Below are 14547 nucleotides of genomic sequence, written 5' to 3' on the forward strand. Positions count from 1 at the left end.
TTACATTACCATTAGTTCATTGTGCCTCGCAAAAAGCTCTGGTTCGCACCAGGGCTGCAAATCATATGGATTATAGACCGCTATCATCGGTAGTTTCGTAACCATAGTCGAAGGTCTCGATAGTACCATCATCATATTGAAGTGTGAGCTGGTCAATAATAATCGTATGTATTGTATTCTGATATGTAAAATCACTGAAAATAAATAAAGTATCATTGGGCTCAACCGGCCCCACATATTTAAGCGAAAAGCTGCTCTTGCCGTTCAGCTGATCATTGGAAGGATCGCCTACTGGATTAAACGTGCTGATGTGGGCTGTGTAATAATTGATCCTTTTACCGGTTAAGTTGTCAGCTTCCCAGGTCAGCTTAACAGCATCGGCAGAGTTCGTACTATACTTGAATTCTAATGGCGCACCAATCCCTTGCCCGGATGGGGTATCTGCTGCTGGCAGATCTTCAGCTTCATCACCGGCGGGTCCGGTATCATCGTCCGAAGGCATATCTTCCAAGACAACGGCTTCCGGGGAAGGTGAAGATTCAGTAGGATCTGATTCAGTAGGATCTGATTCAATAGAATTGGACCCAGTAGTGTTGGATTCAGCAGCAATAGCAGCTTTATCTGCGGTACTAGGTGGTATTTCTTCGATAACGGGATTACTTGCCACATTCTGCCCATTCAAGCGTGTTTCAACGCTAGGGGCCACGTAAATTCCTAAAAGAAAAGCTATCATGATGGATAAAACATAGATGAGGACTAAATTGAACCGATTCAAATACACACTTCCTTTATTGTTATTTTTAATATGAACCTACTTATAATGACATGATTATTAAGGATTTGACAATATTATTGCAAAAAAAGTTGCGACTGTGCAGAGGCCAAATGTTTAAAGATCAACTCATTTAATATGGGTTGATTTTTTTATGTCCTACATGAAATAAATCAAATTAAGACTATTAATTTAAAAAGATTATGCTATAATCGTAATTATTACGATTAAGATCTTGGAGTTGAATGCCATCAATCGATACTTGTTGCAACGCTTATTGCAGCTCATCCCCGCGCTGCTCGGTATCTCTTGCATTACCTTTGCGCTGATGCACTTAACGCCAGGTGATCCAGCGGAGATCATGCTGCGTACTGACGGCATTAAACCCACGCAGGAAGCTATTGAGGTGACCAGACATGCACTTGGTCTGGATGGTCCTGTACATAAGCAATATTTTCATTGGTTGAACCGGGTGTCCCATCTCGATTTAGGCCTATCTTACAGCAGCGGTCGTCCAGTATTCACAGAGCTAATGAGTCGCTTTCCGGCAACTATACTGCTCAGTGCCTGTTCCGTATTGTCCGCTATTCTTATTGCCTTGCCTATAGGAGTGGGATCTGCACTATATCCGGGTAAATTGCTTGATCGACTGGGAAGAGTATGTGCACTGCTCAGTGTTTCAATGCCGGGATACTGGCTAAGTCTGCTCCTAATTTATTATGGTGCAGTGAAGTTTAAGCTATTTCCTGTGATGGGAATGGATGGGGTATCCAGTGTCATTCTACCTGCCCTCACACTAGGATTTGGAATGGCAGGAGTCTACATCCGCTTGATTCGTTCCAGTCTTCTAGACGTTTTGGGCAAGCGGTACATCACAGCAGCTAGAGCTAAGGGGCTGCAGGAATGGAGAATAATCATTCGGCATGCACTTCGTAATGCGCTTCTTCCGAGTCTTACCCTCCTTGGAGTTAACATAGCGGGGCTATTGGGCGGTTCCGTTATTGTTGAAACTATATTTTCTTGGCCGGGAATCGGTAAGTATGCCATTGAGGCGATTTTTGCGAAAGACTATATTGTCATTCAGGGTTACGTATTATGGATGGCTGTTGTCGTTGTCCTGATTAACTTGACAGTGGATTTATTACATCTGCTGCTGGATCCGCGAATCAGGCTGCGGTGACGATTTAGAAGGAGCGGATTGTCATATTTCGTATTAGCTTATTTAAGAATAAGGGATCAAGGTTAGGAGCGGGCATAGTACTTTTGTTCATATGCGTTGGACTCTTTGCCCCATGGCTTTCACCTTCCGATCCGCTGCAGATTCACATGGAACACAAACTGGCTATGCCTTCCTGGCAATACCCGCTTGGTACGGATCATCTGGGACGCTGTGTCTTATCCCGATTAATCTATGGGACCCGAACCACCCTGAATTATTCGTTTATGGTGTTGATCGTTGTTTTTGCGATTAGCATCCCTGTTGGTTTACTGGCGGGTTACGCTGGCGGCAAGATCGATCATTTGATTATGCGGATCATAGATATATTGCTAGCCTTTCCCAGCTTAATCCTATCCCTTGCGATTACAGCCATGCTAGGTCCCAGTATGAAGAATTTGCTAATCGCATTTGCTGCTGTCTGGTGGACGGGATATGCCAGAGTGATACGCAGCATGGTCCTTCAAATCAAGGAAAGTGAATATATTACAGCGGCCAAAGCGTCAGGCACTTCTCATTTACAAATTATTTCCAGGCATATTCTGCTGAACGCAGCCCGGCCTATTCTGGTTCTTGCATCTATGGAAGTGGGTACGATTATGCTCTCCATTGCGGGTTTGTCCTTTCTGGGTTTGGGAGCTCAGCCGCCTACACCGGAATGGGGAGTAATGCTGAACGACAGCCGTGCCTATATTCAAACGGAGCCACGGTTGATGCTATTTCCGGGAATGATGATCATGCTGGCGGTTCTGGGCTTTAATCTGTTGGGAGAAGGCTTGCGACAACCAGAGCGTGTTTTCGATTCTGCAGTGAAGTGGGGGGCCAGAACATGATGGTAGAGTCTCCACTGCTGAAGGTCAATCATTTACGCACCAGCTTTCACACAGGCAGTTATAAAGTTACGGCAGTTGATGATGTCAGTATCGAGGTGAAATCCCGGCAGATTGTCGCACTTGTAGGCGAGAGCGGCAGCGGTAAAAGTGTTACGGCAATGTCCATATTAGGATTATTAGATTCTCCAGGCTTAGTTGAGCGTGGAGAAATCTGGCTTAAGGGTAACAATCTTCGTGAGTGCTCCAGCCGTCAGTTACGGAAACTTCGGGGAACAGAAATGGCCGTAATCTTTCAAGATCCTATGAACGCGCTGAATCCGGTACTTACTATTGGCAGGCAGATCACGGAGACGATTAAACTGCATAAGCGGGTGTCGGGAAAAGAAGCAAGATTACTTGCCATGAAGCAGATGGAGCAAGCAGGGCTCAGCGATCCTGAATTGCTTTTCAATAAATATCCTTTTCAAATTAGCGGTGGTATGTGTCAAAGAGTAATGATTGCCATCGCACTGGTATCCGGTGCAAAATTATTAATTGCAGATGAGCCTACAACGGCATTGGATGTAACCATTCAAGCCCAGATTCTTAAAGAGCTGGACCGAATCAGATGGACGAACAATGTCGGCATCCTATTAATTACCCATGATCTAGGCGTTGTTGCGGAGCTTGCAGATTATGTATATGTGATGAAGTCCGGGAAGATCGTGGAATCAGGCAATGTGTTTGAACTCTTTTCTAATCCCGTGCATCCCTATACTCAATACTTAATGGAGTGCAGATAACAACGGTAATATTACATTTTTCAGGGACGTGGTGATCTTGAAGTTATTGGAAGCGGTAAGCCTGAACAAGAAATATGGGATGGAAAGGGGGTGGTTCACACGTAATGCCAGAAGTGTTCATGCCGTCAACAACCTGTCTCTCAGTCTGGAGAGCGGCGAAACCCTTGGATTAGTGGGGGAAAGTGGCTGTGGTAAGAGCACTTTGGCCAGACTTCTTCTGGGACTGGAGAAACCATCCTCCGGAAGAGTTATGTACCGGAACGAGGATTATACGGACTGGAGCTTCAGCGAAATGCGCATGATCCGCAGGAAGATGCAGATGGTGTTTCAGAACAGTCTGGCTTCATTTAATCCGTTGTTTACGGTAGAGCAGATTATCGGGGAGCCTCTTCGAAACTATGGAGAGAGGAAGGCTGGAGCCCGCAGGGTTACGGTAGCAGACACACTTGAGCTTGTCGGACTTGAACGGCAGCATATTCACCGCTATCCGCATGAACTCAGCGGTGGACAGCAGCAAAGGGTCGGAATTGCACGAGCGATCACCTTGCGGCCGGAGCTGATTATCTGTGATGAACCTTTCTCGAGTCTCGATGTCACCCTGCGAAAGCAAATGATGGATCTGCTGCAGGAGTTGAAGCATGAGCTGGGATTATCCTATGTATTCATTACACATGACTTGTCAGTTGTAAATCGTTTTTGCGACAGTGTGGCAGTGATGTGTCAAGGGGAAATAGTAGAGAAGCAATCAGGTGCAACTATGTTGCAGCAAGCAGACCACCCTTATACAAGAACATTACTCTCTTCGGTACCCGTGCAGGACCCCCGCTTAAGGAAGAAGAGACTGGGCACAGAGTGGCAACCCAGCCATTCCTATGATGTTAAGTAGAGAAAGGATGTACCAAGAATGAGAACGAACCTTAAGACAAAAAGCCTATTATCAAAATCGTTATTCTTTATGCTTCTTGTGGTAGTTATGGTGATATCAGGTTGCGGTAACAGTAATAACAGCAATTCTACGGCTAGAGCCAATAATACCGCCAATAATGAAGCTGCACAAGGATCTGAAGCTCAGGACAAGACAGTCACTGTTGCTATATCGTCCGATGCCGGTATAGACCGATTGGATGCCGGTGCCTATGATGGTTCGATGAATGTGCACGCGATGATATATGAGGGATTAGTGGAGTATAGTGAAAAAGGCGAAATACTGCCGTCGCTTGCGGAGTCTTGGGATATTTCAGAAGATGGGAAAGTATATACGTTCCATCTTCGCCATGACGTCAAATTCTCTGACGGTACGGAGTTTAATGCCGATGCGGTTAAATTCTCCTTCGAACGCTGGATTAAGGATCCAGCCAATTCGTTAAATGTGGCGACTGCGATGCAATCCCTTGTTGTTGTGGACGAACATACGATTACAATGACATTCAACAAAGCGTATTATCCCTTCTTAACCGAGTTATCCTTTGCAAGACCGGTCCGAATTATCAGCCCTTCCGCTGTGGAACCCGCAGGAGATATTACGGGTAAATTCATCAAAGCGATTGGAACTGGCGCATGGATGGCTGAGAGCTACAAAACAGATCAGGAAGCCGTACTCGTCAGAAATCCGAATTATTGGGGAGAAATGCCGAAGCTGTCGAAAATTATTTTAAAGGTAATCCCTGATCCACAGTCCAGAGTACTAGCGCTGCAAGCGGGAGATGTTGACATTGCCGGGGGACAAATGGGAAAGATTCCAGTCGAAAGCGTGCCAGTGATTGAAGCGGATTCTTCACAGACCTTGCAAAAAGCACAAGGAACAAACTCTCATTTCATGATCTTTAACTACAAAACGCCTGCACTTCAAGATCTGAATGTGCGCAAAGCTATCAATTTGGCAATTAACAAAAAAAGCATTGTCGAAGATATTATGGACGGTATCGGCAGTGAAGCTCAAGGTCTGTTCCCGCTGACAGTTCCTTATGTGACGGAGTCCAATAATACTTGGTACGGCTTCGATCCGCTGGAAGCGAAGCAGTTGCTAGCAGCTGCCGGTTACACGGATTCGGACGGAGATGGAATGGTACAGAAGGACGGAGCGCAGCTTGAGCTTAATTTCGTGCTGCAGCAGGCTGAGTATCCCGAATGGAAGTCCATCAGTGAACTGGTTCAGTCTGAGTTAAAGGAGATTGGCATTAGAGTGAATCTTCAGGTTCTTGAGCCGAATGCCTATTACGATGCCTTATGGACAAGCAAAGCCTATGATCTAATTATGTACCGGACTTATGACGATGCCTATAATCCGCATGCATTCTTGCTCTCCTTATTTCATAAAACAGCTGATGCATCTGCTGTGGTATGGTCTGATCCTGCACTAGAATCTCAAATTGACACAGCAGTAGGAACAACCGATATTCAGGAACGTCAGACCGCATATGACTCCATTTTTTCCAAATTGTATCAGGAGGCTATGTTTGCAGCTATTTATTTCCCTGACGATATCTTGGCAGTTAATAATAGAGTGACTGGATTTAAACCGGGGTACTCCACCTTTATGCCGGTCTTCTGGAATCTACTCGACATAGGAGAAAAATGATGTTAAAAGAGATTTCGAAATACTGGACATCAAGCTCGGAGAGTTATGACAAAGTCATACAGACTCAATTCCGCAGTAAAAAAACTATAAACCTCTGGAAACAACTGCTTATTAAAGGGTTGGGAACAACTCCCCAGCAAAAGGTGCTGGATGTGGGAACAGGACCTGGCTTTTTCTCCATACTCTTATCACAGATGGGTCATCTGCCTACAGCGGTGGATGCCTCTCAGGGAATGATAGATAGAGCTTCACGAAATTTTGAGAGTTATGGATACAAAGTTCCAGCTTATGTCGCTGATGCTGCCGACTTGCATATGGAGCTAGAGAATAGCTTTGATGCAGTGGTCTGCAGGGATGTAGTATGGACGCTTCCTGATCCACAGAGGGCTTATGCTGAATGGTACCGGATTCTAAAACCGGGCGGGACTCTGATTATTTTTGACGGCAACTATTTGTATAAAGAGAGCAAGACTGTATTCCGTAAACTTTGGTATGCTTTGTCCTGGACGCTGATTCTGCTCACAGAACAAAGAATCCGCCAGCGAAGCAGTCAAGATAAAAACCTGCTAAGCGAGTTGCCATTTGTTAATGTACAACGGCCTGAAGCTGACGAGAAAGCGCTGAAACAGGCCGGGTTCCGCAGCATAGATGTTCACCGAAACTTTATCCCTGCCCGTGCGATGCCGCTAGATTATATGAAATACGGTTACCAGAATGTAAACCGGTTCATGATACTTGCCAAGAAGGAGTGAATGATAAATGGGTATACAACAAGAGGTGGAAATGTATTGGGAAGGCGAAGCCGAGCTGTACAGCGAAGGCATTCAGAAGGAACTGAACGGATTCCAGCGGGAGGCCTGGCTGAAGCTTATCCTCGCTAACGCACCACAGAAGGAAAGATTGCAGGTTCTAGATATTGGCTGCGGGCCTGGCTTCTTCTCTGTGATTCTCTCAAGTGCCGGGTATCTGGTTACTGCGATCGATTGTACCGACAATATGCTGGAAGAAGCACGTTCCCACTCCAGTCGGGAGGGTGTCACCGTTACCTTCCGCAAGATGGATTCGCACAAGCTTGACTTTGTTGCGGAGAGTTTCGATCTGATCGTGTGCCGCAATGTTACCTGGAGCCTTACCGATCCGCAGTCAGCTTACAAAGAGTGGAAAAGAGTACTTAAGCCTGGGGGACGGCTACTGGTTTTTGATGCCAACTGGAATCGCCATCTCTGGGACGAAGAGATGCAGCAAAAGCGAGTAGAGGATCAGAAAGTCTATGTAGATAAGGGCTTTGGTGAGCTCCCGCATCATAAGGACATAGAGGAGACAGACCGTCTGAGTCTTGTATTGCCACTGACCAGAGAGTGGCGTCCCGAATGGGATATACGGACTCTCAAGGAAGAAGGATTCACCACTATTTTTGCTGAAGAGAATTTGAACGCCAAAGTACTGGATGAGAAACAGCAAGTCTTAAACCGGTCAACACCGATGTTCATGATTTGTGCTGAAAAATAATATAATAGTGAGAACCTACACATAATTAAATGAAGTAAACAATAAAAAGCAGCGATCCTCTAAATGAGAGGCGCTGCTTTTTGAGTAAAGGACAAGAACATTATTTCATTTCCGATTTGATGTTGATCTAAAACTTCTTATTTGGCTTGTTCATATTCCGTTCATATTGTCGTCACGAAGAGTACATCTTGATTGATTACACTTTGAATATGTCGTCAAGGCGGCACTTCAGATACAGGGACAAGGAAGGGAAGAGATGAACGTGGCAAATAAGGTGGAAATAAAAACAACTGGGACTAAGAGCCACAAGAAACGGAACCTATGGTTAAAAATAATCGGAGGTATTGTAGGGGCGCTCGTGTTGTTCATGGGCATCGTTTTTATCGTTGATGCAATCAGCGACGGGGTAGAGAAAAAGAAAATCGAATCGTATGGCCAGTATGTCAATGTGGATGGGAAAAAGATGAATGTGCTTATTCAAGGCAGCGGAGAACAAACCGTTGTACTCCTACCGGGACAAGGAACCCCGACGCCTGCTCTTGATTTCAAATTACTGATCGATGAAATTACCCCTAATTATAAAGTCGTAGTGGTCGAGCCTTTCGGTTATGGTTTGAGCGATGAAACCGAGAAGGAAAGAACTACGGAAAATATAGTAAGTGAGGTTCACGAAGCTTTGCAGCAAATGGGTGTAGACCGTTACATTCTAATGGGACATTCCATCGCGGGACTTTACGGAGCGACCTATGTGAACACATATCCGGATGAAGTTCTTGCTTTTGTCGGCATCGATAGCAGCGTTCCCAATCAACCCGGAATGGATGTCAAACTACCTTTGAAATCCATGCAGTTTCTTCAAAAATCAGGTCTAATGAGATTGGTCCAAAAAGTGAGCGGAGATCCGTATGAATCGCTTGCATTCGATGAGCATACCAAAGAACAAATGCGTTTGATTTCGAATCAAGTCGCGACCAATCCAACGTTGATGAATGAACTGAGCCACCTCGGTTCCAATTTCAAAAATGGAGAAAAAATCACAATGCCAAATGACTTGCCGTTGCTTCTCTTCGTTCAATCGAATAACGAGCACAATAAACAGTGGATTCCGCTGCATGAGGAGCAAGTCAAACAATCCGCACAGGGCAAAATGATCCCAATGGAAGGTTCACATTATCTGCATCATACAAAATATAAAGAAATCGCTGAGGCATTCAAAGAGTACATGAAACAAATTCAAATTCAATAGTAGGGTTGATAATTAAACTGCGGAGCCGAACTTGGTTCCGTGGTTTCTTTGTTTTTTCATTTATAAACACGATTTTTAAACCTTATTCCTGGGACATTGGAGTCTGGTATACCTCAAGACAAATTTTGGTCATTTCGTCAATGGATTTTGCAAAGTCTGATTGTATCCATTTAAGGAGAACATTATAGAGGGCTCCCGCTTTAAAGTATATTCGGTACACATTCTCGTCGCTTTTGTCATGAGCAGTAGAAAGCATCATTTCATTCAAGCAATCCAGAATTACATGATCAAATTTTGCACTTTGAAGTGCTTTGTAGATGTTCCGCTGCTGAAAAATAACTTCAAAAAGCACTTTGATAAATTTTTGAGGTTCTTTAGCTTTGCCTGTTAATTCATTGGTGTAAGGTAAGAGTTTTTGATTAATTTCGAAAATAAGCGAATCGACCAAATCCACCAGGATCTCTTGCTTGGAGGAATAGTTGTTGTAATAGGCCGTTCGAGAAACCCCTGCGCGTTTTACAATATCGGTGATGGTGATTTTACTAAAAGACTGTTCCTGGATCAAGAAGACTAATGCCGTGCAGATGGCTTCTCTTGTCAAACGGTTAGTTTCTTTATTGGAACGATGCTGAGAGGTATTTGGACTGTATAATTCATGATTTGAGATGACATTTCCCCTCCGTTTGTACATTCTGATGTTCGTTTCATTGTTTTTCATGAGTCTTTTCAATATGCTAAAACCATAAGGCATTACAAATGTAATGTCAAAATAATCGTTAGTTAAAATGGGAGGGCGTCATGTTAGAAATCTTATATAGACGATTGTCAGCGGTCCTGCATTTGATCCTAGCACTCTGTGCTACGGTATTCATTGGCAAAGAAACGGTAATCTCGATCGTGACCATTATCTTTTTTTTAGCAGAATTAGGCATCTCTTTTTTACTTTTAAAGAAACGTGAGAAGGTACATGTGGTTTTTATTAGTGTGATGGTGGCAGAAGGGCTATTCTTACTAACAAGAGAATTTTGGCTGCTTGCGCTTTCTATCCTGCTGCTGATCGTAGCGGGCATATGTAGAGGACTCTTTGGGCAATCGGGGAGCAGAAGAGTCACTCCGTTTCTAGCCGTTCGTAAAGTGTTATTCAGCATTACTGCACTTATCGTTACTGCACTTTGGGGGATTGGAATCTATGCAAAACCTATTACAACACCTGTGGCATTATCAGCTGATGCGGCTATGACGATCGATGAACGTAAATTGGATTCTGCAGCAATGATGCTGAAAGATATTGAAGTAATGAATTCTTTTGGAAGCCGTACAACCGGCTCTGAGGGTCACAATCAGTTTATTGCTTGGCTGGAGCAGCAGGTAACGGATATGGGGCTGCAAGTATATCGTGATCGCTATACTTTTGACCGATGGGAAGAAAAGAACAGTGCTTTAATGATTGATCAGCAGGCAATTCATGTCTCTTCAGCTTTTCCCTATTCCGGGGAAACTGACGAAAAAGGTGTGACAGGGGAGCTGGTGTATACGAAGCGTGGTGAATATGGCCAGGCCAGTGGAAAAATTGCTGTCATTGAAATTGAGAATTTTAGAAATTTTCCAAGTGGGATCGTTATGAATATGCGGGCTTCATCTCCAATGGACAACCAAATTGCCCCAAATGAAGGCGATCTGGTCCTCACTACAGCTTTAAAAGAAGCTAAATTGGAGCAAGCGACGGAAATGGGCGTAAAAGCTGTTGTTTTAGTCTGGAAAGGGGTATCTGACGATAAGGTTGAAGAGCAATATGTGCCTTTTACCACCGATTATGCAGGAATCCCTGCAATCTGGGTTAATGAAACGGAAGGGAAAAAGGTGATCAGCGCAGCTCAGGAGCATAAAGAAGGTACGGTTATTTTAGAAGCGGAAATTCAAAAAGATGCCCCAACAGAATCCTTTTATGTGAAAATTGACGGTAAGAATAAAGACGAAGCGATTATCGTAAATACCCATACGGATGGGATAAATGTAGTGGAGGAGAATGGCGCTGTGGGCATGCTGTCTATGATTCGTTACTTACAGCAGGAGCAGCCGGAACGTACGATGATTTTCGCTTTTGTGACAGGACATTTTAGATTACCGGAGTTCAAAGGGTCCTCTCAGGCAACTTCCACCTGGATGGAGGGGCATCGAGAGCTGTGGGATGGCAAGAATGGTCATTTAAAAGCTGTAGCTGGAATTACGGTTGAGCATTTAGGCAGCATGGAGTGGAAGGACGATGATACGGGTCATTATGGTCCAACTGGACAAATAAGTACAGAATATACGTATGCAGGCAATGAAATGATGGCAGCCATTTGGCTGAAGGCTATTGAAAAGACAGATAACACACGTACTGTATTATTGCGTGGACATAACAAGTTTGAGTTTGGAGAGAGTCAGCCCTTATTTGAAGCAGGGATACCGGTGATTGGATTCATTCCAATGCCCGACTATCTGCTCGTGGATAGTGACAACAGAGAGATGGACAAATTTGATGCAAAGCTAATGCATACGCAAATTGTATCGTTGCTGAAAGCGGTCAAGCTAGTGGACGGAACGGAGACGACTAAACTCGGGAAGTCAGATGGGTATTCTTTTTTCTACGGTCGTACTAAATGATGGTGGCAGTTCAAGATTTGTCATGACGAAGATGAAATTAGCTTGAATTCAAAAACACTGATGATTTAAGTCAGTGTTTTTTTGTTGCAAAAAGGGGGTATATTACGGCTTAAAATGAGAAAATTTCGTTTTTTTGTTAGCATCGAAGTAGGAGGAAACTTGTGACATCACATATACGCTAATCAATCAATAGCTCCTTCGGGTGCTTTTTGTGTTATTCACTGAGTTGTTAGAAAGATTTGTCCCTTTCTTGAACGTTTAGGGATTAAGAGATGTCGATGATTGAAATACTTAAAATTTAAGATAAGATAGCTTTAATTATTAGGCCACGTTATTAATTTGACTGCTCAGTAACAGGTAAATCAGGTTCGCCAACTCTTGCTTTGTGAAATATTTCTCTTTTTACATAGCAAAGAACGAGGAATGTCATACTAAAACGAACAGGAAACGATGTCGCTGAGCCTTGCTAAACCTGATATTGAATGCAGCCTACAGTTAGCGGGCCTAATCATAAGTATCAACTTAAGACGAAAAATGAACAGAGTTTTGAAGGGAGCAGTAAAGAATGGCAATTGATACGGTGCTATGGAGCAGGCTAGTGACAGGCTTGACTCTCGGGTTCCACGTTATTTTTGCGACGATTGGCGTCGGTATACCGCTAATGATCGCTATAGCAGAGTTCATCGGGATCCGGAAGAAAGACCCCCATTATACACTTATGGCAAAGAGGTGGTCTCGAGGATTTGTCATTTCTGTGGCGGTTGGTGTTGTGACCGGTACAGCGATTTCACTACAGCTGGCCCTGGTATGGCCGAATTTTATGAAACTGGCTGGGAATGTCATTGCACTTCCGTTATTCATGGAGGTGTTCGCGTTCTTTTTCGAGGCTATCTTCCTGGGCATTTATTTGTATACGTGGGATCGGTTCAAAAATCCATATACCCATTGGCTGCTGACGATACCGATTGTCGCCGGGGCAGGCATGTCTGCCGTTTTTATTACGACGGTGAACGGATTCATGAACCAGCCTGAAGGCTTTGTCATGGAAGCAGGCCAATTCACAGCGATTAACCCGGTGCAAGCGATGCTGAATACGGCGACGTTCTCCAAAGTGTTCCATGTATTAAGCTCGGCCTATTTAACAGGAGCTGCCTTGTTAGCCGGGATTGCAGCCTTCGCGATGCTGAGAAAAGGTGTGTCCGCATACCACAAAAAATCTTTAAATCTCATGATGGCGGTCGTTTTACTATTCGGTTTGCTGAACACGTTAGCCGGTGATGTGTCCGCCAAGTTTTTGGCCGAGCATCAACCAGAGAAGCTTGCAGCGGCAGAGTGGCATTTTGAGACGAGTAGCAGGGTGGATTTGGTTCTATTGGGATGGCTGAATGCAGAGCATGAAGTTCTAGGGGCTCTTCATCTTCCGAAGCTGCTCAGCTTCCTGGCCTTTGGAGACTTTAATGCAGAGGTGACGGGGCTCGAGGAATTCCCCAAGGAAGAATGGCCACCACTTCTCGTTCATTATCTGTTTGATTTAATGGTCGGAATCGGATTTACTCTGCTCGCGATTTCGTTCCTATATTTTCTGTTTGTGTTCTGGAAAAAGCGTAATGAGCTTAACAAGTGGATGCTTCGCATCATCGCACTGAGCGCCCCCCTCGCTTTTCTGGCTGTTGAGCTGGGTTGGTTTTATGCAGAAGTCGGGAGACAGCCGTGGATTATCCGTGGATATATGCGTGTTGAGGAGGCTGCCACGTCTTCACCGAATGTAAGAATTATATTCTTCGCCTTATTGCTCTTGTACATCGTACTCGGCAGTATGTGTGTAATCGTGCTAAGACGCTTGTTCAACAATAATCCGGCAGAAGCTGAGATGGAGAAATGGATGAAGGATCATCCTAATCATTCTACCGAAAAGGGGGGCACTGAATGATGAGTTACGAATTGATTGGCATCTCGGTGCTCTGGCTGTTTTTGTACGGCTATTTAATTATAGCTTCCATTGATTTCGGAGCGGGCTTCTTCGCCTTTTATGCCCGTTTAACGAAGCAGGATCATCTCATTAATCGTCTGATTTCGCGTTATTTATCACCCGTTTGGGAAATTACAAATGTATTTTTTATCTTTTTCTACATTGGCATCGTCGGTTTTTTTCCGGACACAGCCTATTATTATGGCTCCGCGCTACTTGTTCCGGGAAGCATTGCATTGATTCTTCTTGCGATTCGCGGTTCATTCTATGCTTTTGAAAATTACGGTTCCAAGAAAAACATAGTATATCTTTTTTTGTACGGAGCTACAGGTTTGCTTATTCCAGCATCGTTGTCAGTGGCGCTAACTTTGTCTGAAGGCAGTTTTATCGTGAAGCAGGGGGAGACGGTTTCTCTGGATTACTGGGCGCTGTTCACCAATCCGTTATCGTGGAGTATCGTTGGACTGGCAATTGTGTCCGTTTTGTTCATTAGCGGCTCATTTCTGACATTTTACGCTTCTCGGGCAGAGGATCATTCCGCGTTGAAGCTGATGCGCAACTACGCCCTGTTTTGGAGCACACCGACGATAATCCTCGCACTTACAGCATTTATCTATTTGGGTCAACACAATGAGCGGCATTTTCAAAATATGATGGATTTATGGTGGTTGCTGGCACTTTCCGTTGCTTTCTTCATGATCGCGATGTGGCTGTTATATAACGGACGCCGTTACGGATTAGCTTTTATATGCGTCATGTTGCAATTTTTCTGTGCCTTTTTCGCTTATGGGATTGGGCAATACCCTTATATTCTTGATCCGTATATCACGATTCAGAGCAGTGCAACTTCACCAGCAATGGGCTTAGCGTTAGTTATTGTGTTTATCGGCGGTCTATGCCTGTTGATCCCATCCCTTATTCTGGTCTCCAGACTCTTCCTGTTTGATGCGGATTATGTAAAAGGGAAAAAATAAAGCTGATTAATCCATTACGGCA

Annotated in this window: 13 protein-coding genes; 11 read left to right on the top strand and 2 right to left on the bottom strand. The window is 44.3% G+C overall.

Annotated elements, in window-relative coordinates:
* Positions 1–70: 70 nt before the first annotated feature.
* Entirely contained in the window at positions 71–775 is a 705-nt protein-coding gene (locus MKX34_RS16345) for a hypothetical protein (protein WP_076223676.1), read from the bottom strand.
* A gap of 262 nt (positions 776–1037) precedes the next feature.
* Here MKX34_RS16345 and nikB point away from each other — a divergent pair, with 262 nt between their 5' ends.
* The 8 genes from nikB to MKX34_RS16385 all read left to right on the top strand — a co-directional run bounded on the left by nikB (position 1038) and on the right by MKX34_RS16385 (position 8936).
* On the top strand, positions 1038–1952 hold the full coding sequence (gene nikB, locus MKX34_RS16350) for a nickel ABC transporter permease (RefSeq protein ID WP_339202822.1): 915 nt from the start codon (positions 1038–1040) through the stop codon (positions 1950–1952).
* A gap of 32 nt (positions 1953–1984) precedes the next feature.
* Entirely contained in the window at positions 1985–2821 is an 837-nt protein-coding gene (gene nikC / locus MKX34_RS16355; protein WP_143763730.1) for a nickel transporter permease, read from the top strand.
* Positions 2818–3603 carry an ABC transporter ATP-binding protein gene (locus MKX34_RS16360; protein WP_076296631.1) on the top strand — a complete coding sequence of 262 codons (786 nt, stop codon included), beginning with the start codon at positions 2818–2820 and terminating at the stop codon, positions 3601–3603. Before nikC ends, MKX34_RS16360 begins: the two co-directional genes overlap by 4 nt.
* Positions 3604–3640: 37 nt before the next feature.
* Complete coding sequence (locus MKX34_RS16365; RefSeq protein ID WP_051490951.1) at positions 3641–4489, top strand: ATP-binding cassette domain-containing protein; 849 nt, start codon at positions 3641–3643, stop codon at positions 4487–4489.
* 18 nt (positions 4490–4507) lie between these two features.
* On the top strand, positions 4508–6181 hold the full coding sequence (locus MKX34_RS16370; RefSeq protein WP_076296630.1) for a nickel ABC transporter substrate-binding protein: 1674 nt from the start codon (positions 4508–4510) through the stop codon (positions 6179–6181).
* Complete coding sequence (locus tag MKX34_RS16375; protein WP_256719402.1) at positions 6178–6933, top strand: class I SAM-dependent methyltransferase; 756 nt, start codon at positions 6178–6180, stop codon at positions 6931–6933. Before MKX34_RS16370 ends, MKX34_RS16375 begins: the two co-directional genes overlap by 4 nt.
* Before the next feature lie 7 nt (positions 6934–6940).
* Positions 6941–7690, top strand: coding sequence for a class I SAM-dependent methyltransferase (locus tag MKX34_RS16380; protein ID WP_076296629.1), 750 nt, complete (start codon positions 6941–6943; stop codon positions 7688–7690).
* A 256-nt stretch (positions 7691–7946) separates the two neighbouring features.
* Positions 7947–8936, top strand: coding sequence for an alpha/beta hydrolase (locus tag MKX34_RS16385; RefSeq protein WP_076296628.1), 990 nt, complete (start codon positions 7947–7949; stop codon positions 8934–8936).
* A gap of 82 nt (positions 8937–9018) precedes the next feature.
* Here the strand turns inward: MKX34_RS16385 and MKX34_RS16390 are convergent, their stop codons facing one another.
* Entirely contained in the window at positions 9019–9654 is a 636-nt protein-coding gene (locus tag MKX34_RS16390; RefSeq protein WP_217904419.1) for a TetR/AcrR family transcriptional regulator, read from the bottom strand.
* A gap of 80 nt (positions 9655–9734) precedes the next feature.
* Between MKX34_RS16390 and MKX34_RS16395 the strand changes: the two genes are divergently transcribed.
* From MKX34_RS16395 to MKX34_RS16405, 3 genes are all read left to right on the top strand, one after another.
* Positions 9735–11582, top strand: coding sequence for a hypothetical protein (locus MKX34_RS16395; RefSeq protein WP_076296627.1), 1848 nt, complete (start codon positions 9735–9737; stop codon positions 11580–11582).
* A 565-nt stretch (positions 11583–12147) separates the two neighbouring features.
* Positions 12148–13512: a cytochrome ubiquinol oxidase subunit I gene (locus tag MKX34_RS16400; protein ID WP_076106649.1), complete on the top strand. Its 1365-nt coding sequence runs from the start codon at positions 12148–12150 to the stop codon at positions 13510–13512.
* Entirely contained in the window at positions 13509–14525 is a 1017-nt protein-coding gene (locus MKX34_RS16405) for a cytochrome d ubiquinol oxidase subunit II (RefSeq protein WP_076296626.1), read from the top strand. Before MKX34_RS16400 ends, MKX34_RS16405 begins: the two co-directional genes overlap by 4 nt.
* Positions 14526–14547: the final 22 nt, after the last annotated feature.

It is taken from the genome of Paenibacillus sp. FSL R5-0636, assembly GCF_037974255.1.
GTDB lineage: Bacteria > Bacillota > Bacilli > Paenibacillales > Paenibacillaceae > Paenibacillus_AQ > Paenibacillus_AQ odorifer.

What these genes read in the sequence shown, in the direction of transcription:
- MKX34_RS16360 (WP_076296631.1), top strand. Translation starts at nt 2,818, where the DNA reads ATGATGGTAGAGTCTCCACTGCTGAAGGTCAATCATTTACGCACCAGC.
- MKX34_RS16370 (WP_076296630.1), top strand. Translation starts at nt 4,508, where the DNA reads ATGAGAACGAACCTTAAGACAAAAAGCCTATTATCAAAATCGTTATTC.
- MKX34_RS16375 (WP_256719402.1), top strand. Translation starts at nt 6,178, where the DNA reads ATGATGTTAAAAGAGATTTCGAAATACTGGACATCAAGCTCGGAGAGT.
- MKX34_RS16380 (WP_076296629.1), top strand. Translation starts at nt 6,941, where the DNA reads ATGGGTATACAACAAGAGGTGGAAATGTATTGGGAAGGCGAAGCCGAG.
- MKX34_RS16385 (WP_076296628.1), top strand. Translation starts at nt 7,947, where the DNA reads ATGAACGTGGCAAATAAGGTGGAAATAAAAACAACTGGGACTAAGAGC.
- MKX34_RS16390 (WP_217904419.1), bottom strand. Translation starts at nt 9,654, where the DNA reads ATGAAAAACAATGAAACGAACATCAGAATGTACAAACGGAGGGGAAAT.
- MKX34_RS16395 (WP_076296627.1), top strand. Translation starts at nt 9,735, where the DNA reads ATGTTAGAAATCTTATATAGACGATTGTCAGCGGTCCTGCATTTGATC.
- MKX34_RS16400 (WP_076106649.1), top strand. Translation starts at nt 12,148, where the DNA reads ATGGCAATTGATACGGTGCTATGGAGCAGGCTAGTGACAGGCTTGACT.
- MKX34_RS16405 (WP_076296626.1), top strand. Translation starts at nt 13,509, where the DNA reads ATGATGAGTTACGAATTGATTGGCATCTCGGTGCTCTGGCTGTTTTTG.